The sequence below is a fragment of the Nitratireductor basaltis genome (assembly GCF_000733725.1).
In the GTDB taxonomy this organism is placed as follows: domain Bacteria; phylum Pseudomonadota; class Alphaproteobacteria; order Rhizobiales; family Rhizobiaceae; genus Chelativorans; species Chelativorans basaltis.
Map to the genome: position 1 here is coordinate 23956 of NZ_JMQM01000002.1, position 21432 is coordinate 45387.

At 60.3% G+C, this 21432-nt stretch carries 25 protein-coding genes; 9 read left to right on the forward strand and 16 right to left on the reverse strand.

The window, feature by feature from the left end:
• Nucleotides 1–12 precede the first annotated feature (12 nt).
• Both EL18_RS12445 and EL18_RS12450 read left to right on the forward strand, forming a co-directional pair.
• The gene (locus EL18_RS12445; RefSeq protein WP_036486302.1) at nucleotides 13–375 is read left to right on the forward strand and encodes a VOC family protein; all 363 of its coding nucleotides are present in this window, start codon (nucleotides 13–15) and stop codon (nucleotides 373–375) included.
• Between the two features lie 105 nt (nucleotides 376–480).
• Nucleotides 481–1530 (forward strand): hypothetical protein, encoded by a 1050-nt coding sequence (locus tag EL18_RS12450; protein WP_152553056.1) that lies wholly within the window; start codon nucleotides 481–483, stop codon nucleotides 1528–1530.
• Between the two features lie 38 nt (nucleotides 1531–1568).
• On the opposite strand, the gene EL18_RS12455 is transcribed toward EL18_RS12450, so the two are convergent.
• From EL18_RS12455 to EL18_RS12475, 5 genes are read right to left on the reverse strand one after another with little or no spacing between them, the layout of a single operon-like run.
• Nucleotides 1569–2000 carry a type II toxin-antitoxin system VapC family toxin gene (locus EL18_RS12455; RefSeq protein ID WP_036484890.1) on the reverse strand — a complete coding sequence of 144 codons (432 nt, stop codon included), beginning with the start codon at nucleotides 1998–2000 and terminating at the stop codon, nucleotides 1569–1571.
• Complete coding sequence (locus EL18_RS12460; protein WP_036484895.1) at nucleotides 2000–2242, reverse strand: type II toxin-antitoxin system VapB family antitoxin; 243 nt, start codon at nucleotides 2240–2242, stop codon at nucleotides 2000–2002. The genes EL18_RS12455 and EL18_RS12460 overlap by 1 nt, the downstream gene beginning before the upstream one ends.
• A 58-nt stretch (nucleotides 2243–2300) precedes the next feature.
• Complete coding sequence (locus tag EL18_RS12465) at nucleotides 2301–2504, reverse strand: SlyX family protein (RefSeq protein ID WP_036484898.1); 204 nt, start codon at nucleotides 2502–2504, stop codon at nucleotides 2301–2303.
• The gene (locus EL18_RS12470; RefSeq protein ID WP_036486304.1) at nucleotides 2501–2941 is read right to left on the reverse strand and encodes an acyl-CoA thioesterase; all 441 of its coding nucleotides are present in this window, start codon (nucleotides 2939–2941) and stop codon (nucleotides 2501–2503) included. The genes EL18_RS12465 and EL18_RS12470 overlap by 4 nt, the downstream gene beginning before the upstream one ends.
• Before the next feature lies 1 nt (nucleotide 2942).
• Nucleotides 2943–4115, reverse strand: coding sequence for an iron-containing alcohol dehydrogenase (locus EL18_RS12475; protein ID WP_036484900.1), 1173 nt, complete (start codon nucleotides 4113–4115; stop codon nucleotides 2943–2945).
• 115 nt (nucleotides 4116–4230) lie between these two features.
• Here EL18_RS12475 and EL18_RS12480 point away from each other — a divergent pair, with 115 nt between their 5' ends.
• From EL18_RS12480 to deoA, 6 genes are read left to right on the forward strand one after another with little or no spacing between them, the layout of a single operon-like run.
• Entirely contained in the window at nucleotides 4231–5763 is a 1533-nt protein-coding gene (locus tag EL18_RS12480) for an ABC transporter ATP-binding protein (RefSeq protein WP_036484902.1), read from the forward strand.
• A complete protein-coding gene (locus tag EL18_RS12485; protein ID WP_036484907.1) occupies nucleotides 5760–6899 on the forward strand; it encodes an ABC transporter permease in 1140 nt (379 codons plus the stop codon). The genes EL18_RS12480 and EL18_RS12485 overlap by 4 nt, the downstream gene beginning before the upstream one ends.
• 1 nt (nucleotide 6900) lies before the next feature.
• Nucleotides 6901–7872 carry an ABC transporter permease gene (locus EL18_RS12490; RefSeq protein ID WP_036484909.1) on the forward strand — a complete coding sequence of 324 codons (972 nt, stop codon included), beginning with the start codon at nucleotides 6901–6903 and terminating at the stop codon, nucleotides 7870–7872.
• A 3-nt stretch (nucleotides 7873–7875) separates the two neighbouring features.
• Nucleotides 7876–8268 (forward strand): cytidine deaminase, encoded by a 393-nt coding sequence (locus EL18_RS12495; protein ID WP_036484910.1) that lies wholly within the window; start codon nucleotides 7876–7878, stop codon nucleotides 8266–8268.
• Nucleotides 8265–9074, forward strand: coding sequence for a purine-nucleoside phosphorylase (locus tag EL18_RS12500; RefSeq protein ID WP_036484913.1), 810 nt, complete (start codon nucleotides 8265–8267; stop codon nucleotides 9072–9074). Before EL18_RS12495 ends, EL18_RS12500 begins: the two co-directional genes overlap by 4 nt.
• Entirely contained in the window at nucleotides 9067–10386 is a 1320-nt protein-coding gene (gene deoA / locus EL18_RS12505) for a thymidine phosphorylase (RefSeq protein ID WP_036484916.1), read from the forward strand. The genes EL18_RS12500 and deoA overlap by 8 nt, the downstream gene beginning before the upstream one ends.
• Here the strand turns inward: deoA and EL18_RS12510 are convergent, their stop codons facing one another.
• The 10 genes from EL18_RS12510 to phnC all read right to left on the reverse strand — a co-directional run bounded on the left by EL18_RS12510 (nucleotide 10387) and on the right by phnC (nucleotide 19892).
• A complete protein-coding gene (locus EL18_RS12510) occupies nucleotides 10387–10956 on the reverse strand; it encodes a TIGR02281 family clan AA aspartic protease (RefSeq protein WP_036484919.1) in 570 nt (189 codons plus the stop codon).
• A 99-nt stretch (nucleotides 10957–11055) separates the two neighbouring features.
• A complete protein-coding gene (gene upp, locus EL18_RS12515) occupies nucleotides 11056–11685 on the reverse strand; it encodes a uracil phosphoribosyltransferase (RefSeq protein ID WP_036486306.1) in 630 nt (209 codons plus the stop codon).
• Between the two features lie 97 nt (nucleotides 11686–11782).
• The gene (locus tag EL18_RS12520) at nucleotides 11783–12760 is read right to left on the reverse strand and encodes an adenosine deaminase (RefSeq protein ID WP_036484920.1); all 978 of its coding nucleotides are present in this window, start codon (nucleotides 12758–12760) and stop codon (nucleotides 11783–11785) included.
• Between the two features lie 81 nt (nucleotides 12761–12841).
• A complete protein-coding gene (gene phnN / locus EL18_RS12525) occupies nucleotides 12842–13471 on the reverse strand; it encodes a phosphonate metabolism protein/1,5-bisphosphokinase (PRPP-forming) PhnN (RefSeq protein WP_036484922.1) in 630 nt (209 codons plus the stop codon).
• 11 nt (nucleotides 13472–13482) lie between these two features.
• Complete coding sequence (locus tag EL18_RS12530) at nucleotides 13483–14625, reverse strand: alpha-D-ribose 1-methylphosphonate 5-triphosphate diphosphatase (RefSeq protein ID WP_036484925.1); 1143 nt, start codon at nucleotides 14623–14625, stop codon at nucleotides 13483–13485.
• Nucleotides 14626–14634: 9 nt separating this feature from the next.
• Complete coding sequence (locus EL18_RS12535; RefSeq protein ID WP_036484930.1) at nucleotides 14635–15342, reverse strand: DUF1045 domain-containing protein; 708 nt, start codon at nucleotides 15340–15342, stop codon at nucleotides 14635–14637.
• A 139-nt stretch (nucleotides 15343–15481) separates the two neighbouring features.
• A complete protein-coding gene (gene phnE / locus EL18_RS12540; protein WP_152553057.1) occupies nucleotides 15482–17020 on the reverse strand; it encodes a phosphonate ABC transporter, permease protein PhnE in 1539 nt (512 codons plus the stop codon).
• A 2-nt stretch (nucleotides 17021–17022) separates the two neighbouring features.
• Nucleotides 17023–17991: a phosphonate ABC transporter, permease protein PhnE gene (gene phnE / locus EL18_RS12545; protein WP_036484933.1), complete on the reverse strand. Its 969-nt coding sequence runs from the start codon at nucleotides 17989–17991 to the stop codon at nucleotides 17023–17025.
• Nucleotides 17992–18069: 78 nt separating this feature from the next.
• On the reverse strand, nucleotides 18070–18978 hold the full coding sequence (phnD, locus tag EL18_RS12550; protein WP_036484936.1) for a phosphonate ABC transporter substrate-binding protein: 909 nt from the start codon (nucleotides 18976–18978) through the stop codon (nucleotides 18070–18072).
• Between the two features lie 80 nt (nucleotides 18979–19058).
• Nucleotides 19059–19892 carry a phosphonate ABC transporter ATP-binding protein gene (phnC, locus tag EL18_RS12555; protein ID WP_036484938.1) on the reverse strand — a complete coding sequence of 278 codons (834 nt, stop codon included), beginning with the start codon at nucleotides 19890–19892 and terminating at the stop codon, nucleotides 19059–19061.
• A gap of 247 nt (nucleotides 19893–20139) precedes the next feature.
• Here phnC and rpe point away from each other — a divergent pair, with 247 nt between their 5' ends.
• A complete protein-coding gene (rpe, locus tag EL18_RS12560) occupies nucleotides 20140–20802 on the forward strand; it encodes a ribulose-phosphate 3-epimerase (protein ID WP_036484942.1) in 663 nt (220 codons plus the stop codon).
• On the opposite strand, the gene EL18_RS12565 is transcribed toward rpe, so the two are convergent.
• The gene (locus tag EL18_RS12565; protein ID WP_036484944.1) at nucleotides 20803–21432 is read right to left on the reverse strand and encodes a LysE family translocator; all 630 of its coding nucleotides are present in this window, start codon (nucleotides 21430–21432) and stop codon (nucleotides 20803–20805) included.

Here is a 21432-nt window from a genome sequence, read left to right on the forward strand (position 1 = left end):
AGGACATAGATGATGAAACAGAAAGCCAATGGCATCGGCGGCATCTTCTTCCGCGCCCGCAACCCGCAGAAGCTTGGGGAGTGGTACCGCGAGCATCTGGGCGTCGGCGGCGAGTGCGAGGGCGTTTGGCAGCAGGAAAGCGGCTACACCGTCTTCGCCCCCTTCCCCGCCGACACCGACTATTTCGGCCGCGACACCCAGCAATTCATGCTCAATTTCCGCGTGGGCGACCTCGATGCCATGATCGCCCAGCTGAAAGCAGCCGGCATTGAAGTGGAAACGCGGGCGGAATGGGATTCAGAAGTCGGCCGCTTTGCACGCGTGGTAGACCCCGAGGGCAACCCGGTGGAGCTTTGGGAGCCTGCGGTGGGGTGAGTAGTGGCGAGGCGAAGTAAACAGCCTATACGTGCCTTGACTTCCACAGCTTCAACCACAAGAAATAGCAACCTAATACTGTTGGAGCTTCGGGGGACAGAGACTTTGGAGACGCACGAGGTAATCGATCTAGCACACTGGGTGTTCGATCACGTTAAGGTTGCAATGCCAGTTTACGAAGAGTTGGTGCGAGCAATGGAGCAAAACTCCCAAAATGGCACCAAAGTAGCTATTCGCGAGCATCTAAATGCTGTTGAGGCCGCTCTCAAATCAATGCCTACCGAGCGGCTTTCTTCTCAACAGGTGCAATTGCTAGAAGGCATCGAAGCTTGGCAGTATATTGGCAAACGGGGTTTTAGTTTTATTGAACGCGTTGTCAAAGAAGGAAATTACGACCCGGTTAGTTCTGCTAAAGATTTGCGCGCTGCGAAGCAGACTCTAGAGTCTGCGATTCAACTCATGTCCCAAGCCGAGTCATCTCTACATGAGCTCGGTATATTTTCCTCAGCAAGCCATGATCATCCAGCTCAACCGCTTATTCGCCTGCATTTCCGCGCCGACGCGTCCATCGACAACGTTGTCGAACTGAAGAAATGGGCTACCGAGTGGCATGAAATCTCGCGGGGCTTAGCGCTCGCCTCGGGTGAAAGTCCCGAAGATGTTCGGATAAGCTCGGCTACCACTGGTTCCATCATTATAACATTAGCCACCACCGCAACTATTACTTTGCTAATTGCGAAAATAATCAAGAACATTTCGGACATAGTGAGAAATACCATTGAAATAGATAACGCTCTGTCTGAATGGAGAACACGACGTTTAATAGATCGTAATATTGAGACCGCATTAAAAGAACGCAAGAAATCGCTAGCAACCGAAGGCTTAAAAAATACTCTGGATACTGCGAAAGAACAACTCGGAGAGTTAGACGGAGAGGCGTCCAACGCTCTCGAGAAAGCTCTCCAGAAACTTTTCAGGTTTCACGAAAAGGGGGGAGAAGTCGATATACTTCTACCTCCAAAACCTGACGACGAAGAAGACACCGAGGCTCTGGAAGAAGATACAGCTTCATTGCGCGAGGTGGTAAGCGAGGTTAGGAAACTTCGCAATGAGATTGCGCTGCTACTGGAAGATGGAACACAAGACGCGACTTGAGTGCGATTATCTTGCAGGAGACTTGCTGATTTACCTGCTCACCACCCCAAATCCGTCTCAACAAAATCGTTTCCCTTGAAAGCCAGCCTCGCACCCAGTTCCTGCGCACAGGCATAGGCCAGGCAGTCGCCGAGGTTCAGTTTCGCGGGATGATTGACGAGCTTGCCATAGCGCCCTGCGGCGGCGAGGGCTTTTCGACCTATCTCGGCAGTGATTGCGATTTCGGTTAGTTCGAGGTCGGTGGTGAATTGATCGACCAGCGTAGTGGCAGTCTCTATGTCTTCCGGAGTCGCGGTCACGCGCTTTCTTGCCGTTGCGATCCGGCGGGCAAGCGAGAGGGTGGCTTCCATGCGCACGATGGGTGAGATGCCGAAGGGACCTTCTTCGCGCTCCAGCCGCGCCATAAGCGCCTCTGCATCATCTTCGCCAGCCAGAATGGCAACAACCACCGATGCGTCGATGAAGAGCATCAGTCAACGTCATCCCAAAGCTCATCCGTCTCCTGCGCATGATCACCCGGCGCAAAAGGTCCCGCCTCCTGCGCCATTGCCAGTGATTTTGCCAGTCGCTCGCGCATGGGCAGGCGGCGTTTTTGCTGGCTGATTTCGTGTTTCAGCGCGCGCTTTACCGCTTCGGATTTGGTGGTCTTGGTCAGTCCAACCAGTTCTTCGGCGAGCTTGTCGACTTCCGGGTCCTTGATGTAGAGGGGCATCGGGATATCCTCATTTGCTCACAATATATCCCAATGCTGTCTCCAGCGCCAACGCCCATCACCAATGCGGTGGCTTCGTCACGGGCACATCCGGCGCCACCTGTTCTTCCAGCGTCAGAAAGCGCTCGGTCAGGCGGTCGAGTTTCTTCTGCAGGGCGTCGATGGTTTTCCATTGCTCGGTGAGCTGGGTGGAAAGTTCCTCTATGGTCTTTTCCTGCTCGGCGGCGAGCATTTCGAGTTGTTCGATACGGTCGGTGGTCATTTTTGCAGGCTTTCGAGTGCTGCGCGCAGGGCCGGGCCCATTGGTGCAGCCTTGCGGGTTTTTCGGTTCACATAGACATGGACGAAGAAGCCTTCGGCTGAGGCTTTTTTCTCCTCGTTGCGGAAGAGCGCGATTTCGTAGCGCACGGAGCTTTTGCCCAGATGTGCAACGCGCAGGCCAGCGGTGATGATGTCGGGAAAGGCCATTTCCGAGAAATAGCGGCAGCCTGTCTCGACCACCAGGCCGATCCCGGCGCTGTTGTTTATGTCGAGCAGGTTGTTTTCGATCAGCCAGCCATTCACCGCCGTGTCGAAGAGCGAATAGTGGACCACATTGTTCATGTGGCCATAGGCGTCATTGTCCATCCAGCGCGTGGGGATGGTGCGAAAAGCGCGATATTCCGCGCGGGTGGAAGGCTCAGGGCGGCTTTCGCTCATCTCACCATGCCGCGCGGTATATGGCGGCCGCATCGTCCTCGCGCACCTCGCGCGGATTGTTGACGAGCAGGCGCTGCTGTTTCATCGCGTCGCTGGCAAGTTTTGGCAGATGCACCTCGCCAATGCCGACCTCGCGCAGGCGGGTTGGCATTTCCAGCCGTTTGGAGAGGGCCGCAAGCTCCTCGATGAAGGCGGAGCAGAGCGCCTGCGCGCCCTCGCCTTCGCCCAGATTAGGGAAGGCATCGCGGGCGATCTCGGCATAAAGATGCGCGGCATCGGGCGCGTTGAAGCGCAGCACATGAGGCAGCACAAGCGCATTCGACAATCCGTGGGGCACGTGGAATGTGCCGCCAATCGGATAGGCCAGCGCATGCACGGCGGCGACGGGCGAATTGGCAAAGGCCTGTCCGGCCAGCATGGAGCCGAGCAGCATCGCGCCGCGTGCTTCCTCATTGCCGCCGTCAAACACGGCCGTCTCGATATTCGCGCCCAGAAGCTGAAGCGCCTGGCGGGCGAGCATTTTCGACAGCGGATTGTTGTTGGCGGATTTCGAGGCATAGGCCTCGATGGCGTGCACCATGGCATCCACGCCCGTGGCCGCGGTGATTGCCGGCGGCAGGCCAAGGGTGAGGCGCGCATCGAGAATTGCGATATCCGGCAGGATCACGGGGCTTGAGACGCCGCGCTTTTCCTCCGCACCCACGGTGATGATGGAGACAGGTGTGACTTCCGAACCCGTTCCGGCGGTGGTGGGCACCAGAACCAGCGGCAGACGGGGGCCCCTGGCCTGTCCCACACCCCATGCGTCGTCGAGGTCTTCATTCGAGCCCAGAAGCAGGCTTGCAAGCTTTGCCACATCGAGCGATGAACCGCCGCCGAAGCCGACAACGCCGGTGACTTGGGCCTTTCGCCCGGCGTCCACCGCGCGCTCTAATGTTTCACGGGAGGGATCGGCCTCCACCTCGTCGAAAATGGTGACTTTTGCGCCCGCTTCTTCGAGCGATTTGATCGCGGAATCGGCGAGACCCAGCTTTCGCAGGCCGGGATCCGTGACCAGAAGGACACGTGTGCCCAGCCGTGAAACACTTATCGCGCCAAGACGGGTTGCCGCGCCCGCCTCGAAGACGATAGAGGGCGTGGTATTGAAGACGAAGGGTGAGGACGAAATCTTCATGGTCAGGGAAATTGACAATTCCCTGAACCTTTGTCGAGTGTAGTATGCAATCAAGGGCGGCCCACAACGGGTATCCTTAAAGCAAACAAACGACAATAAACGGGGAAGAGCCCGCATGGCGGAAGCCGCAATCGAGCTCAAGGGCATTTCGAAGAGTTTCGGCGCCGTGCGCGCCAATCGCGACATCGACCTGAAGGTCGAGGCGGGAACGATCCACGGGATCATCGGCGAGAACGGCGCTGGCAAATCCACGCTGATGTCGATCCTCTACGGCTTCTACCAGGCCGATAGCGGGCGCATCTTCATCGGCGGGCGCGAGGTGAAGATCACCTCCTCCTCCGACGCGATCCAGAAAGGCATCGGCATGGTGCATCAGCACTTCATGCTGGTGCACAATTTCACGGTTCTGGAAAACGTGATCCTGGGTGCCGAAGACGCGCCGCTTCTCAACCGCTCCATCGCCAATGCGCGCTCGGAGCTTGAACGGCTGGAGCGCGATTACGGGCTGGAAGTCGATCCCGACGCCATTGTCGAGGAACTGCCGGTCGGCCTTCAGCAGCGCGTGGAAATTCTCAAAGCGCTTTATCGCGGTGCGGATATTCTCATTCTCGACGAACCGACCGGCGTGCTGACGCCTGCGGAGGCCGATCACCTTTTCCGCATCCTGCGCCAGCTCAAGGACGAGGGCAAAACGGTCATCCTCATCACGCACAAGCTGCGCGAGATCATGGCCGTCACCGACAATGTCTCCGTCATGCGCCAGGGCCAGATGGTCGCCACACGCAAGACGCAGGAAACCAGCGTGGAGGAACTGGCCGAACTGATGGTCGGCCGCCGCGTGCTTCTGCAGGTGGAGAAAGGCGAGGCAAAGCCCGGCGAGGTTCTGCTTTCCGTCAAGAACCTGACGGTGAGGGATTCGCGCGGCGTGACCATGGTGGAGAATGTCTCCTTCGATGTGCGCGCAGGCGAAATCGTGGGCATTGCAGGCGTGGCCGGCAACGGACAGACGGAACTTCTCGACACGATCACGGGTATCCGCAAGGCGGAAAACGGCACGGTGACGCTCGATGGCGCGCCGGTGGATCTGACGGGCGAAGCCGACCCTGCCGATCTGCGCCAGCGCGGGATGGCCCATGTCCCCGAAGACCGCCACCATGTCGGCCTCGTACTCGCCTTCGAGGAAAACGAGAACGCCATGCTCGGCTATCACGGGCAGGAGAAATACCGCAAAGGCATGCTGCTCGACATCAAGGCCATGCGCGAGGACGCGGTCGAGAAGATCGAGAAATACGACATCCGCCCACCCGATCCGCGCCTGAAGACGGCCAATTTCTCCGGTGGCAACCAGCAGAAGATCGTGCTGGCCCGCGAGATCGAGCAGGACCCGAAGGTGCTGATCGTCGGCCAGCCCACCCGCGGCGTGGATGTCGGTGCCATCGAATTCATCCACAAACGCCTGATCGAGATGCGCGATGCGGGCAAGGCCGTGGTTCTTGTCTCCGTCGAACTCGACGAAATCCGCTCGCTCTCCGACCGTATCCTCGTCATGTTCGCCGGCCGAATAGTCGGCGAGCGCGGGCCGGAAGCCACCGAAGGCGAACTCGGCCTGCTGATGGCCGGCGTTGAAGAAAAGGAAGCGGCGGAATGAGTGCGCCTTATGCGAAATTGCCCGCATGGGCCGATTACGGGCTGATCCCGCTCATCAATCTTCTGGTTGCCTTTTTCGTGGCGGGACTTGTGGTTCTGCTGGTGGGCGAGAACCCGTTTCGTGCGGCCATGATCCTCATCGACGGCGCATTGGGGCGGGGGCAGAACATTGCCTATACGCTCTATTACGCCACGAGCTTCATCTTCACCGGGCTTGCGGTAGCGGTGGCGTTCCACTGCAGCCTGTTCAATATCGGCGGTGAGGGACAGGCTTATGTGGGCGGGCTCGGCGTGGCGCTGGTCGCGCTTGCCTTCGACAATATCCTGCCCTGGTGGTTGACCTTCCCGCTGGCGATTGCGGGAGCTGCCGTCTTTGGTGCGGCATGGGCCTTCATTCCCGCCTATTTCCAGGCCAAGCGCGGATCGCATATCGTCATCACGACGATCATGTTCAACTTCATCGCAGCCAGCCTGATGGTCTATCTGCTGGTGAATGTGTTGAAGCCCGCGGGCCTGCAGGCGCCGCAGACGCGCACCTTTGCCGAAGGCGCACATCTGCCGAAACTCAACTTCATGCTGGAATGGTTCGGCTTCACGATCCGTTCGGCTCCGTTCAACCTGTCCTTCCTGCTGGCACTGCTTTCTGCCTTCGGTGTCTGGGTTCTCATCTGGCGCACAAAGCTTGGCTACGAGATCCGCATGCGTGGCCACAGCCCCGAGGCTGCGCGCTATGCCGGTGTGAGCGAGACGCGCATCATCATCATCACCATGCTGATTTCCGGCGCTCTTGCTGGCATGATGGCGCTCAATCCGGTGATGGGCGACCAGCACCGGCTGCAGATCGACTTCGTGACCGGTGCCGGTTTCGTGGGAATTGCCGTGGCGCTGATGGGACGCTCGCATCCCGCAGGCATCGTGCCGGCGGCGATCCTGTTTGGCATGCTCTATCAGGGCGGGGCGGAGCTCGCCTTCGAAATGCCCGGCATCTCGCGCGACATGATCGTGATCATCCAGGGTCTCGTCATCCTGTTTGCCGGGGCGCTGGAGCACATGTTCCGCCCATCGGTGCAGGCGCTGTTTGCAGGGTTCAACGCGGCAGATCGCGACCGAAGCGACGCCCAAGGGGAGCGTGCCTGACATGGAATTCTTCGACACGCTGATTGCCGTTCTCGACTCCACCGTCCGCCTTTCCGTGCCGCTGCTGCTGGCCGCACTTGCGGGACTTTATTCGGAGCGTTCGGGCGTTTTCGATATTGGCCTTGAAGGCAAGATGCTGGCCGGCGCCTTTGCCGCCGGTGCTGCCGCTGCCGTGACCGCCAGCGCCTGGATCGGCCTTGCCGCTGCCGTCGTGGTCTCGGTATTCTTTGCGCTGGTGCATGGTTTTGCCTCCATCACGCATCGCGGCAACCAGATCGTTTCCGGCGTCGCCATCAACTTCATCGCGGCCGGCTCGACGATCATTCTGGGCCAGGCCTGGTTCAGCCAAGGCGGGCGCACACCGCTTCTGGGCGCGGAAGGCCGCTTCAACGCCATCCACCTGCCCTTCGCGGATGCGGTTCGTGACGTGCCGATCATCGGTCCGATCTATGCCGAGCTGATCTCCGGTCACTCGCTTCTCGTCTATGTCGCTTTCCTGCTGGTGCCCTTCACATGGTGGGTGATGTTCCGCACGCGCTTTGGCCTTCGCCTGCGCGCGGTCGGTGAAAATCCGGCTGCCGTTGATACGGCGGGCATCTCTGTTGGCTGGCTGCGTTATCGCGCCGTCATGTGCACGGGCATCCTCACCGGTCTTGCGGGCACCTATCTTGCGCTGGCGCAGAATGCGGGCTTCGTGAAGGACATGACGGCAGGGCGCGGCTTCATCGCGCTGGCCGCCCTCATCTTCGCCAAGTGGAAGCCGGTGCCGGTGATGTTCGCCTGCCTGCTGTTCGGTTTCCTCGATGCTTTCGCAATCCGCATTCAGGGCACGCCGCTGCCGCTGATCGGGCGCGTCCCGGTTCAGTTCATGCAGGCACTGCCTTACATCCTGACCGTGATCCTGCTTGCCGGCTTCATCGGCAAGGCTGTGCCTCCACGTGCGGGTGGCACGCCTTATGTGAAGGAGCGCTAGGCGATGGCAGAAGATCTGTTCGAGGCCGCGAAATCGGCCATGGCCAAGGCCTATGCGCCCTATTCGCGTTTTCCGGTCGGTGCAGCACTTCGCACCACCGATGGGGCCGTTCATGCCGGCTGCAATATCGAGAATGCATCCTATCCGGAAGGCTGGTGTGCCGAGACGACCGCGCTGGGGCACCTCATCATGGGCGGCGGCGGCAAGGTCGCGGAAGTGGCCGTGGTCGCAGAGAAGATGGAACGCATCATGCCCTGTGGCGGATGCCGCCAGCGGCTTTCCGAATTCGTGACGGAGGACGCGGTTCTGCATCTTTGCACCATGGAAGGCGTGGTTGAGAGCGTGCCTTTCTCGTCCATCTTTCCTCGTGGCTTTGATCTGGAGCAGAACCGGTGAAGGAAGCGGTTGATATTCTGACCGAACGGCTGGCCGGCCTGATGCCGCGGGTCGCAATCGTGCTCGGTTCGGGCCTTGGCGGCCTTGTCGACGAGGTCGAGAACGCCATCCACATTCCCTATGAGGAACTGCCCGGCTTTCCACAAAGCGGTGTCTCCGGCCATGCAGGCAAGATCGTCGCCGGCACCTTTCAGGGTGTTCCGGTGGTCATGCTTGCAGGGCGCGCGCATTATTACGAGCACGGCGATGCGGCAGCGATGCGCCCTGCGCTCGAGGTACTGTGGGGCATTGGCGTGACGAGCCTTCTGCTTTCCAATGCGGCCGGTTCGCTGCACACGGAAATGCCGCCTGGATCGGTCATGTTGATCGACGACCACATCAACTATTCGGGCATGAACCCGCTGATCGGCGAGCAGAGCGACCGCCGCTTTACCGGCATGAGCGAGGCCTATGACCGCGACATGCGGGAGGCGCTGGCAAAGGCAGCGGAAACGGCCGAAGTCACGCTCCATCGCGGCGTCTATATGTGGTTTTCAGGCCCGTCCTTCGAGACGCCAGCTGAGATCCGCATGGCGCGGACACTTGGTGCCGATGCTGTCGGCATGTCCACCGTTCCCGAGGTCATTCTCGCGCGCTTCATCGGGCTGAAAGTGGCCGCCTGCTCCGTCATCACCAATCTTGGTGCGGGCATGGCCGCAGGCGAGATGTCGCATCAGGAGACGAAGGACATGGCGCCGCTTGGCGGCCAGCGCCTGGCACAGGTTCTGCGCGCCTATTTCGCCTCCGGCATGCACCGCGATGACTAGTCTCCTGCCGCAGGAGATCATCCGCCGCAAGCGTGATGGCAAGGCGCTCGGCCCGGATGAAATCGGCGATTTCGTGCAGGGCCTGAGCAATGATGGATGGAGCGAGGGCCAGGTTGCCGCTCTTGCCATGGCGATCTTTCTCAACGGCATGACGCGCGAGGAATCGGTTGCGCTGACGCTCGCCATGCGTGACAGCGGCGACGTGCTGGACTGGCAGGGCTTCGACCGCCCTGTCACCGACAAGCATTCGACCGGTGGCGTGGGCGACAATGTCTCGCTAATGCTTGCGCCCATTATTGCAGCCTGTGGCGGTCTCGTGCCGATGATCTCGGGTCGCGGCCTTGGCCATACGGGCGGCACGCTGGACAAGATGGATTCCATCCCCGGCTATCAGAGCCAGCCCGGGCTTGACCTCTTCCGCAAAACCGTCCACGAGGCGGGCTGCGCGATCATTGGGCAGACCTCCGATCTTGCGCCTGCCGACAAGCGCTTCTACGCGGTGCGCGACGTGACCGGCACGGTGGAATCCGTGCCGCTGATCACCGCCTCCATTCTGTCCAAGAAGCTTTCAGCGGGGCTGCAGAGCCTGGTGCTTGACGTAAAATGCGGTAATGGCGCTTTCATGAGCAGTCATGAAAAAGCGCAGGAACTGGCGCTCAGTCTCGTGCAGGTGGCCAATGGTGCGGGCCTCAAGACAACCGCACTTCTAACCGACATGAACGAACCACTGGCTGACGCCGCAGGCAATGCGGTGGAGGTTCAGGTTGCGGCTGACTTTTTGACCGGCGCGCGGCGCACCGACCGGCTGGAGCGCGTGACGCTGGCGCTTTGCGCGGAGATGCTGTTTTCCAGCGGGCTTGCCGCCTCGCCTGCGGAAGGTGAAACGATGGCGCGGGCTGCTCTGGATGATGGGAGGGCGGCTGAGCAATTTAACAGGATGGTGGCCGCACTGGGTGGGCCAGCCAACTTCCTTGATCGTGCCGAACATCATCTGCCCAAAGCACCGCTCGTTCTTGATGTTCCAGCGCCCGAAGCAGGATATATGGCGGCCATCGACTCCCGCGCCGTCGGCGTTGCCGTTATCGGCCTTGGCGGAGGGCGCAGGCGCGCGGAAGACAAGATCGATCACCGCGTGGGTATCGATCGCATCACGCCGGTTGGCACGGCCATCAGCAAGGGCGATCCGCTTGCGCGCATCCACGCTGCCCACCGGGAGGATGCACAGGCTGCGCAGGCAGCTTTGCTCAAGGCTTTCACGCTTGGCGAGAAGGTCGAGCGGATCAATCCCGTGCTCGAGCGCGTTGGCGGCTAATCACTGCTCGAGGATGAGCGAACCGCGTTCGATCTGGAACCGCTTGAGTTCGCTGAGGAAGCTCATGCCCACCAGTGTATGGTCCAGTGCGTGATCGTCGAGAACGAGGACTTCCACATCTGGAACGTAGATCTTTCCGATCGCCATGCCTTCCAGCGTTGCCACGGCTGCTCGCGTCATGCCGTTGGCGGTGTTCACGCGCGCATTGAAATCCGATTCCTGAAGCCTGATGCCCACCTTGCGCGCTGTGCTGGTATTGATCGCCACCATGGTCGCGCCCGTATCCACCATACCCGGAATGCGCGCTCCGTTCAGCTTGAACTCGGCAAAGAAATGACCCTTGGCGTCTGATGGTATGCGTATCTTGCGGCCGAGAAGATTTTCCTGCTCTCGCTCCAGTTCGGCACGGCTGAGGTGCACCGTCATACGGCTTTCCTCGCCCGTGGCCGAGCTCTTGTAGAAATGGCTCACGAGCTTGGAGAACAGCTCCGGATTGTCTCTGTGCACCATGGGCAGCGCCACGGCGACCCCGACTAGCGAACTCAGAAAGATGATCTTGCTCAAACGCATGGTCTGCCCCCATTCTGGCGTGCGCCAGCATGGAGGCAGACTATCACCGAGACCTTAAAAGCCACGTCCCGAAGACAGGCGTGGTTTCCGAATTGCTAATCACTTGGTGCCGTAGAGACGATCACCCGCATCCCCGAGGCCAGGCACGATATATCCCTTTTCATTAAGCTTCTCGTCGATCGAGGCGGTAAAGACGGGCACATCGGGATGCGCGTTGCGGAAGCGCTCGACACCTTCAGGTGCTGCCAGAAGGCAGAGGAAGCGCAGATTGGTCGCGCCGCGGTCCTTCAGCTTCTGCACGGCGGCAACGGCGGAATTGGCAGTGGCAAGCATCGGGTCGACCACGATTACCAGCCGGTCTTCGAGATCGGATGGCGCCTTGAAGAAATATTCGACCGCTTCCAACGTCTCGTGGTCACGATAGAGACCGACATGGGCAACACGGGCGGACGGCACCAGATCGAGCATGCCGTCTAGCAGGCCATTGCCTGCACGCAGGACCGAGGCGAAGACCAGCTTCTTGCCCTCAAGCGTCGGCGCCTTCATCTCCTGGACAGGCGTCTCGATGACCCGCGTGGTAACTTCCAGATCACGGGTCACCTCGTAGCAGAGCAGAAGCGAAATTTCGCGCAGCAGGCGGCGGAAGCTGCCGGTGGAGGTTTCCTTGTCCCGCATGATGGTCAGCTTGTGCTGTACAAGCGGATGATCGACGACGTTCACGCCCTGCATGATTGGCTCCATGATCTTGCGCGCTGAGGGCGCGCATTCGTGCACCTGAAAACTCTTACCCTGTCGGAAACCAGATGCAGCGCGGCTGCGCAAGCCTTTATGCCTCTGACGCCCTGTTCAGGCGCTCCAGAAGCCGTGTGCGGGTTGCTTCATCCACAAAGGCAGCTTCGACCGAAGTGCGCGTGAGAGCGAGCAATTCCCCGTCATCAAAGCCGAAATGCTCTTTCGCCACGTCATATTCGTTCGAGAGCGAGGTGTGGAAATGCGGCGGATCGTCGGAACTGACCGTCACGCGGCAACCTGCCTCCTTCAGTGCGGGAAGCGGGTGGTTTTCGATGCGGTCATAGACACCGAGCACGATGTTCGAGATCGGGCAGACCTCTAGCACGATACCTTCTTCTGCGATGCGCTGAACAAGCGCGTCATCCTCGATTGCGCGCACGCCGTGGCCGATGCGGGTCGGCGCAAAGGTATCCAGTGCGGATCGGACGCTTTCGGGGCCGCCGAATTCTCCAGCGTGAACCGTCAGGCCAAGGCCTGCCTCACGAGCAATGTCGAAGGCACGGGCAAAGTCACTTGCGGCGCCCATGCGTTCGTCTCCGGCCATGCCGAAGCCTGTCACCAGAGGATGGCCACAATTGGCGGCAAAATTTGCGGCTTTCACCACTGCTTCCGCTCCCACATGGCGAACGCCGGTGACCACCATGCGCGACTCGATACCGGTTTCGGACTTTGCGCGACGCATGCCTTCGGCCAGTGCTTCGGTGTAGGATTCGGGTGACAGCCCTACCCGTTCGGCGTGGTCGGGCGAGGTAAAGAACTCCGCATATATCGCGCCATCGCGCGCGATTTCGCGCAGATAGTTTTCCGTCAGAAGGGCATAATCTTCGGGCGTGCGGAACAGCTCGGCAGCGCGATCATAGGCCTTGAGGAAGCTGGTGAAGTCATTCCAGTGATAGGCGTTATCGCGGATGAAGGACGAGACATCGACGCCGTATTTCTTCGCCTGGGCCATAACGAGTGCCGGCGACGCCGCGCCCTCAATGTGACAGTGCAATTCCGCTTTGGGTACCAATTTTCGCTTCCATCCATCTGTAGCCGTTTGAGCGCAGCGGCGCACAATAACGCAGATGAAGGCAGAAGGAAGGTCAAGTCCTCAGACGGTGTCGCAGACATCACTCCAGGCAGCAGCCCTGCGCAGAACCGCAAGAAACTTCTCGCCCGCCTGTTCCAACGGGCCCGAATTGTCGATCACGAGCGCCTGAGGCACCTGCAATTCACTGGAATGCGCGCGCTCCAGACGCTGCAACAGCTCGGCCCGGCTTTCGCGTCCACGGGCTGCCAACCGATCCGCCAGCACTTCACGTGGTGCCGTGATGATAACTGGCTGGAAGTTGACATAGCGCTCGCCAAGCGCTGGGATGACCGCACGCGAGGCATTGGCCACCACCACCTGGCCGGCGCGGGCGATGTCATCGAGTTCGGCGGGAAGGCCGTAGCACAGGCCGTTTGCGCGCCAGGATGCCGCGAAGCAACCGTCACGCTCCGCACGTTCGAAAGCTTCCACTTCCAGGCTGTCATGCTCCTCGCTGTCGGCTTCCATCGGGCGCGTGATGACGCGCCGCGCGAAGACGACATCCCCAGCCAGGGCGCCAAGGCGCTCGCGTGCATATTGCATCACGGAGTCCTTGCCTGCCCCCGACGGCCCCGCCACGGCGACGAAAACGCCCTGTCGGATCGGGAAGGGTGTTTCGGCGCGGGCGCGTTCCATGCTGGCGGAGATCATCTTTCTGCTCCTCAGGCCACACGCTCGCCCGCGCGCCACACGGTGCGGATGACCGGCATGCCATCATCGAGACGCACGCGGACAAGATCGGCCCTGCGGCCAACCTCGATGGCACCGCGGTCGTTGAGGCCCACAGCGTCGGCGGGGTTCTTCGACACCTTGGCGATGGCTTCGGGCAGGCTGATACCGTTGACGACCTGCCCCAGCGAGAATGCAGCCTGCATCAGGCTGAAGGGGATATAGTCGGAAGACAGAATATCAAGATTGCCTTCGCGCGCCAGCTCGCGGGCGGAGACGTTGCCGGAATGCGAGCCGCCGCGGACGACATTCGGTGCGCCCATGAGCACGGCCATGCCCGAGCCCTTCGAGGCAGAAGCTGCGTCCAATGTGGTGGGAAACTCCGCAACGCGAACACCATCCCGCGCCGCTTCGGCGACATGGTCGGTGGTGGCGTCGTCATGGCTGGCGAGGATGATGCCGCGCTGGCCGCAGATCTCAGCAACCTTGCGTCGGTTCGGGGCCGAATTTTTCGACGATTCCGCCATGCGCTTTTCGCAGAACCGGCGGAAGCCTTCATCATCCAGGCCCATCTTGGTCTTGTAGTAGAGCGCATAGGCATCGAGATTGGTGAACTGACGCTGCCCCGGCGAGTGGTCCATGAGCGAAGCAAGCTTCACGCGGTCATCATCAGCGAACAACGAGAAGCCATCATAGCAATCGGGTGCCGAAACCTCGCAGCGCAAATGCAGGAAATGCTCCGCACGCAGGCGCCCGGCCTCCTGACTTTCCTCGATAGCGTCACCCAGGTCCCGGGTGTCCTGCGCGCTGATGTCGCTGTCTTCGTCCAGACCAACGCGCAGTGCATCGAAGACGGTCGTGATACCGGATGCCGCGATCTGCGCGTCATGCGCCATGACGGCTGCGACCGGGTTCCAGCGCACCTTCGGACGCGGCGAATAATGGCGTTCGAGATGGTCGGTGTGAAGTTCCACCAGCCCCGGCACGAGGTAGTCGCCGTCGAGGTCTTCGCCTGCGCCACTAGCAGTGCCGGTTGAAATATCCGCAATCTGGCCATCGCGGATGAGCAGGCTTCCACGCACCACCTCGTTCGGCAGCACGATATTCGCATTCTTGAACAGCAATTCCTTGGTCATATCGATCTTTCAGGCAGTTTTACGCGCTCTGCCGCCCTGGAGCGGGTGGAGAGACTTGATCTTGAATGGGGCACCGGGCTCCGGCTCTATGAACAGGGCAAGTGTACCAATGGTGAGAGGTTCCAGCAAAAGCGGGCCGAAATGGTCGCTGATTGCCTGTTCCATACGTTCTGCTTCCGCCGCAGGCACCCGTCCGGTGAGCGTCATGTGGAAGCGGAATTCCTCGTGCACATAGGGGTAACCCCATTTGTGCAGGTTCTTCAGCTGAGCCGGCGAAAGATTGTCCGGGTTGCGGCGCTCGATCTCGGACGGCGAAAGCGGTGCGCGATAGGGCTCGAAGGCAGTCACAACGTCGCTTGCAAGCGCGTTGAGATCCGGTGACGGATCGGCGGGCACGAGTGCAAAGAAACTGTCGAGGCGAGCGAGCTTGATGCGTTCCAGGTGTACCGGTTCCTGCTGCAGCGTGTAGCGGTCGAGCGCGTCGCAGAGTTCGGTCTCCTTCAGTCCGTCCATCAGGCGGAAAGGCGCTTTCAAGGTCGCGTGGAAGCCATAGCGCCGCGCGGCGGCCGTATGAAATGCGATTTCTGCCGCCGAGAAGGAGCCGACAGCGACCGGGGGCAAGGTCTCACTGGTGAACGGGTCGCGCCCAAGCCAGCGCGCGGCGAATTTTGCCAGCGGGTCGTCACGCTCCGGCGTGAAGTAGATCGCATATCGCATTTCCAGATCCTCCAGTCCTCTAGCCCGTCCGCCTCTCGGTGGATCGCCTGCTGCCCGGCTTAGGTGATTTGCATGACAGCACAACGAAAAATTCGGTAGCGTCAACGCACGCCAATGGCTTGGCCAGAGTTGCGAATTCCTAATTCAGTGCTGCACCCTCGGTTCCGATCAGCCGGCGGCGCAGCATGCTTGAAATATTGTCGAAGATGAACACCACCATCAGGATCAACAAGACCATATAGGCCACATTTTCCCAATCCTGGTTCGTGCGCATGGCTTCCCACAGCTTCAGGCCGATGCCACCTGCACCCACAGCTCCGATAATGGTCGCTGAACGCGTGTTCGATTCCCAGAAATACAGTGCCTGGCCAAGGAAAACCGGAAGCACCTGCGGCAATACGCCGAAACGCTGAACCACGCTTGGCGAGGCACCGACCGAGCGAACACCTTCACGCTGCTTCTCGTCGATATTCTCCAGCGCCTCGGAGTAGAGCTTACCGAATGTGCCGGTATCGGTGAAAAAGATGGCGGAAATGCCGGCCAGCGGCCCGGGCCCGAAGGCACGGGTGAAGAAAAGCGCCCAGATCAGCATGTCCACGCAGCGCAGGAAGTCGAAGAAACGCTTGAGGGCAAAATTGGCAACCCGCCGCGGATGGATGTTGCGGGCAGCAAGAAATGACAGCGGGAATGCTACGAGAACTGCAAGCACCGTGCCGACAAAGGCCATGACGATGGTCTGAAGCAGCTTGAGCCAGACATCGCCGTGCTGCCACTCGGCGTTGTTGGCGAAATTGTCGAAGGCGAGCGCGGCGTTGCTGCGGTCGGGCTCGATACGCGGGCCGAAGGCAATCAGGGAGATCACCTCCCCGGAAGACTTGCCCCAGAATGGTGAGCGCGTGTCGAAGAAGAAGTTCTCCCAGCCCAGGAAGCGGCGGCTGACCTTGACCTTGTTGTCGCGGATTTCCGCCCTGCCCTTCATGCCAAAGGAAAGGAGTATCTTCGCGCCTTCCGAGCGCTGGCTTGCCCAGTCGGGCAGCGGGTCGAGCGGCAGAACCCGCCCATCTTCAATGCGAATGTTCAGGACTTCGTCGCCGCGTGTGACAACCACGCCGCCCGGCTGCACGTCGATGAACTGGTCCGCAGAGAGGTGGACGCGCGCTTCAACGACTGCCTCGATTTGCCGAGGTGCTTGCGGCGTGGGCTCGGCAGCAGCTTCACCGGATGCTTGCGGCAGGTTGCCGAGGAAACTGTTTTGGGCAGGGGAAGGCTCTGCCTGCAGATTTCCAAGGAAGCCGCTATTCGCGGTTTGCCCCGTTCCGGTGGCGGCTGAACCTGTACTGGCGGCGACGTGCACGGTGTCCTTGCGCAGCTCCAGCCACTCCGGTTTGGGATCACTGCCGAGGGGCGAGAAGCGGGGGAAGGAGACCGTGAGATGGTTTTCCTCAAGGTCGATATCCGGCTTGATCTCGTAGGAATACCAATCACTCAGATAGGTGCCCGCGATGCCCCAATTGGCCCCGCCCAACACGCTGCCTATGGAGAAGAACCACCAGGCGAAGACGAGATAGGCAATTGCACCGAGGCCGATCAGCCAGCCGGTGCGCTGACGGCGGGCGCTGCTGGCGAATATTTCGGGATAGCGCGCCAGGATCGCGTCATTTGCGGATTGTGAAGCCATGATCACGCTCCCTGCGCGAGAGTGAAGCTTTGTTCACGCACAAGGCGCTTGCGCAGCCATGCGGAGAACTGGTCAACCGCAACGATTGTTGTGAACAGCAAAAGGATGATCGCGAGCGTCTTGGCCTCATGGCCGCGGCCAATCGACAGGCGCAAGGCCTCGCCAATGCCACCGCCGCCGACCGCACCGATGATGGTGGAGGCGCGCACGTTGATCTCGAGTCTCAGCAGCGTGTAGCTCAGGAAATTGGGCAGGACCTGCGGCACGACGCCGAACCAGACGCGCTCGACCCAGTTGCCACCAGCAGCACGCAAGCCCTCCTCGGCTTTCAGATCCGCATTTTCGACCACCTCGAAGAAGAGCTTGCCAAGCGCGCCGATGGTGTGGATCGCCACAGCTATGATGGCGGGAACCGCACCCAGCGAGAGGATGGCCAGGAAGAAGCCGGCGATCACGATCTCGGGGAAGGCGCGCAGCACTTCCATGAAGCGGCGCACGAAGAAGCGCAGCCAGCGCCGCGTCGTCAGATTGGCCGCAGCCAGAAAGCAAAGAATGAAGCCGAAGACAAAACCGATCAGTGTGGAAACCACCGCAATATTGATCGTCTCGAGCATCTTGTAGAAATATTCCGGCAGATACAGGCTCTCGGTGAGATAGATGCGCCCGTCCGGATAATTGTATTTCAGGCTGCCATCGTCATAGGGCGACGGCAGGTCGAACATTGCCCGCCATATCTCCATGCCGTCACGTGGCACGAGCTGACCCACGAAATCGAAGAGATAGGGCAGGCGGTCAAAGAATTTGCCGGCATTGGATTCGTTGGCAAACCAGAGCGAGCCGAACATTGCCAGCGCAAGAAATGCGATGCCGCCAAAGGTGTAGAGGCGGCGGCGGCCAGCCAGTTCCCGCCAATGACGTTCAACGGTTGCGCCGGCTTCTGTCAGAAGCGGTGTCTGTGTGGTCGCTGTCATGATGTCCGGTCTGCTCAAGACATGAGGCAGCCCCTCCCCCTCGATCGAGGAGAAGGGGCCGGTCTCGGATTGGTCCTATCAGGAACCGATCTGGGCGCGGCGCGCTTCGATGATCGGCGCGTAGAATTCCGGCGTTACTTCCGTGTAGCCGGTGTAATCGCCACCCTGGATCGCAGAGAAGCACTCGGCGTCGGTTTCGGGGAGCTGCATCATGAAGTCCTTGAAGGCCTGCTTCATGCTGTCGTCGAGCGAGGTGCGAACAACAACCGGGCCATTCGGGATGAGCGGCGACTTCCAGATTTCCACCAGATCATCCATGTCGAGAATGCCCTTCTCGACCATCTTGTGCAGATTGCCGGAGGTGTAGCCTTCAGAGAAATCACCCACGCCGGATGCCCAGGTGGTGCCTGCATCGAAGGTGCCCTTCACGACCTCGAGAACCAGGTTTTCGTGACCGCCACCAAAGCCGGTCTCGGCGAAGAATTCGTCAACCGGAGCGCCGATGGCGGCAGGCAGCGTCACAGCCGGGACAAGGTAGCCGGAGGTGGAGTCCGGATCGGCGAAACCGAGCTTCTTGCCCTTGAGGTCTTCCAGGGTCTTGATGCCGGAATCGGCACGGGCAACCATGACGGAGTGGTAGCCGGTGGAGCCGTCGGTCTGAACCGTGGTCAGGATCGGCTCAACAGCGTTATCATCTTCGAGATAGACCTTGGCATAGCCGGAGGCGCCGAGCTCTGCATAGTCAAGCGTGCCACCGAGCAGGCCCTGAACAACGCCATCGTAATCGGAAGCCGGGAAGAACTGGACCTCTTCAACGCCAAGTGCTTCGGGAAGCTTGTCTGCGAGGCACTGGAAATTGCGCAGACGGTCGGCTTCGTTCTCGCCGCCGAGAATGCCGACGCGGAATGTCTTCAGGTCTTCGGCCTGGGCAGAACCCATTGCAAGTGCTGCGAGCGCAACGGCGCTCAGAAGTGCTTTCTTCAGCATGTCGTCTCTCCTGTTGTTGCCGGAAGGCCCGGCGGTTTTTCATTGATGATCCATGGCCCGTGACGGGGGCAAAGCGCTGCCTATCCGGCGAGAACGGGCTCCAGACCGCGCGCTGCCACGGGCGGAGGCGGCGTCTTGATGGCGGTGGAGGTGATGTCTTCGCGCACCGTCTCGCCTGTCGCATCGGCGCCGTAGATCTTGCGCACGGCATTGGCTGTCAGCGCGATGGGCGGACCGTCGAAGACGACTTCACCCTTGGCCATGCCGATGATGCGCGAACAGTAGTGGCGGGCGGTATCCAGCGTGTGGAGATTGGTGATGACGGTGATGCCTTCGCGACGGTTGATGTCTGCCAGCGAGTCCATGACCACCTTGGCATTGAGCGGGTCGAGCGAGGCGATCGGCTCATCGGCGAGGATAACCTTCGGCTCCTGCATCAGGGCGCGCGCAATGGCCACGCGCTGCTGCTGACCGCCGGATAGCGTGCCCGCCGGCTGGAGTGCTGTATGCGCGATGTCGAGCCGCTCAAGTGCCGCGATGGACCTGATGCGCTCCTCGCGGGAATAGATGCCCAGCAGGTTCTTGACGGTTGAGCGATGATTGAGGCGACCGAGCAGCACATTAGTCAGAACATCAAGCCGCGGTACGAGATTGAACTGCTGGAAGATCATCGCGCAATCGCGGTTCCAGCGGCGCAGCGCTGTTCCTTTCAGACCCGTCACCACGACATCATTGAAGGTGATGGCACCTTCGCTGGTATCGACGAGACGGTTTATCATGCGCAGGAGCGTGGATTTGCCCGCGCCTGAGCGACCGATGACGCCAACCATCTCGCCTTCGGCGATCTGGAGGTTCACGGAATTGACGGCCACGGTTTTGCCGAAGCGTCGCGTAACGCCGTTTATCTCAAGCATGACCTCTCCCTGGTCTCGAGCTTTTGCTCTTGTCGGGGAGGAGTCCTACTGCCGGTCCATGAACCCCCAATGTCACTCAGATGTCAGTTTTTTGACGCCCGGCTAACTGTCTGTTCCGGCTCGATTAAGGGTCGTGGAAAGCGGCATCCACATAGCTAATCGTTTTGAGAATGGGAGCCTTCTCGACAAGTCAACGCTGGGCGGGTAGGTCCAATGCCAGGTTCAACACCGGCTTGCGAGACATCTCATGACGCGCCCCATCCATATCGCACCCTCCATTCTTTCTGCGGATTTCTCACGTCTGGGAGACGAGGTGGAAAGCGTGGTGCGCGCGGGCGCCGACTGGGTGCATCTTGACGTCATGGACGGGCATTTCGTGCCGAACATCACTTTTGGGCCGCCGGTCATCAAGGCGCTGCGTGACCGCACGGACAAGGTGTTCGACTGCCATCTGATGATTGCGCCTGCAGACCCTTATCTGGAAGCCTTCGCGGATGCAGGTTGCGACATCATCACGGTTCATGCCGAGGCCGGCCCGCATCTCCACCGCTCGCTTCAGACCATTCGCAAGCTTGGCAAGAAGGCGGGTGTCTCGCTCAATCCCGGCACGCCGGAAAGCGTCATTGAATATGTGCTGGACGAAGTGGACCTCATCCTCTTCATGACGGTCAATCCCGGCTTTGGCGGTCAAGCTTTCATCCCCGCGGTTGTCGAGAAGATCCGCCGCGTGAAGGCGATGGTCGGCGATCGTGACATCGATATCGAGGTTGATGGTGGCGTGACACCTGAAACGGCGCCACTTGTCGTGGAAGCGGGTGCAAATGTGCTCGTGGCGGGCTCCGCCGTCTTCAAAGGCGGCAGCGAAGACGCCTATCGCCGTAACATCGAGGCGATCCGAAAGGCCGTCTGATCAGCGGCCGGTCACCCAGCCAAACCATATTGCGACAGCAGCAAGCATCGCCGAAAGCACACGGCGTGCAACGAGTTCCCGGCGCGGATTGTTCAGGATTGGCTCAAGTGAGCCGGCAAGAATTACGATCGCAGCGTGAACGGCTGTCGCCACTCCTACATAGGCACCCGTCAGGATGATCGTCTGCTGGCTGGCGGGCAGGCCGGGCACAACGAAGCTTGGCAGCACAGTCACATAGAATGCACCGGCCTTGGGATTGAGAAGGTTCGTGATAAAGCCGCGCATGAAATGCTGGCTATCCGGCTTGTCGGCGGATTTCACGATATCTGTTCCCATGCGCCAGCCATCCCATGCGAGATAGAGCAGGAACGCAATTCCAGCCCATCGAAGGGCCCCATACAACAAGGGTGAAGCCAGGATGAGCTGGGCCACCCCGAGCGCTGCTATGATGCCAATGACAGCCAAGCCCAAGGCAACACCTGCGACTGTCGCAGCCCCGGCCCGCCGACCTTCTGACGCCGAAACCAGCGCCAGATAGGCCATGTTCGGCCCTGGCGTCAGCTCGATCAGAAATGAAGCCAGCAGGAATGGAAGAAGGCTTTGCAGCGGCGTGGCTGAAAGCCATTCCAT